At 58.8% G+C, this 1120-nt stretch carries 1 protein-coding gene; it reads left to right on the top strand.

Going from position 1 to position 1120, the window contains the following annotated elements:
• Nucleotides 1-82: 82 nt before the first annotated feature.
• Entirely contained in the window at nucleotides 83-952 is an 870-nt protein-coding gene (locus tag PYV00_RS23425; protein WP_275230759.1) for a glycosyltransferase family 2 protein, read from the top strand.
• The last annotated feature ends 168 nt before the right edge of the window (nucleotides 953-1120 follow it).

Here is a 1120-nt window from a genome sequence, read left to right as displayed (position 1 = left end):
CTTCTCCGCCATCGCGCTCGCCGCCACCGTCATCTTCTGGCTATGACCAATGAGTCCTGACCCTAACCAAGGCGGTTCCAGTATGACATCGCCGATACTTTCCATCGTCACGATATCTTTCAACCAGGCCGCTTATTTAAAGCATTGCCTAGATTCGGTGCTGTCGCAAAAACACCAAGGAGTAGAGTTCATCGTCGTCGACCCCGGTTCGACCGACGGTTCTCGAGAGATCCTCAAGGCCCATTGTGGAGGGATCGACCAACTTATACTAGAGCCTGACGCAGGCCCTGCCGACGGCCTCAATAAGGGTTTCGCCCGGGCCAACGGCAAGGTCGGCTATTTTATCAATTCCGACGATTTTTTACTCCCCGGCGCAATAGGCAGGATTCTGGCGTTTGGTGATTCCCACCGCGATATCGATGTCGCCGTGTGCGGCGCCTGGGTGGTTGATGGCGATGGTCAGCCTTTGCGGCGATTGCGCGCGACACTGATAACCCCCGAGCGACTGGTCGATAGCCGAGCGATTCCAGTGCAGCAGGGGGTTTTCTTTTCGATGGAGGCGTTTCGCGATGTCGGCGGGTTCAATGCCGAAAACCGCTCCTGCTGGGATACCGAACTGCTTTTCAATTTCGCAATGGCAGGCAAGACATTCGCGATCGGCCACGAACGGATCGGTGCGTTCCGAATCTACGACGGCAGCCTCTCCGGCGGCGTGGCCGGCGCAGCACACCGCGAACGGTTGACCCACGATTGGGGGCGGATGCGCGCACGCCTGTCGCCGCAGCAGCGACCGTGGCCCCAGAATCTTGCTCGCCTTGCAAGGAACCTCGCCAATCCTCTCAATTCTGCCGAGGCGCTTCGCATGAAGCTCGCCCCGTCGTCGATATTGCGTGCCTGGGAGCGGGACATGCAGGTTGCCCCGCTTGTCTCGCCCGGCCATGACGCCCCTTAACATGGCGCTCACGCGGCAAAAAAAGGCCGTGGGGAAAGTATTCTCGACGTGGAGAGATAGGCTCAGGACCTATTGATTGGCAGGCTGCAATGTGATTCAGTTTCGGTCACGTCCGTCAATGAGGTGTAATTTCGGGTGTGGTCACCGGGCCGCACGATCAGGCGGCCT

The organism is Novosphingobium album (ex Liu et al. 2023) (assembly GCF_029076845.1).
GTDB lineage: Bacteria > Pseudomonadota > Alphaproteobacteria > Sphingomonadales > Sphingomonadaceae > Novosphingobium.
This window is presented reverse-complemented; position numbering and strand designations above follow the sequence as displayed.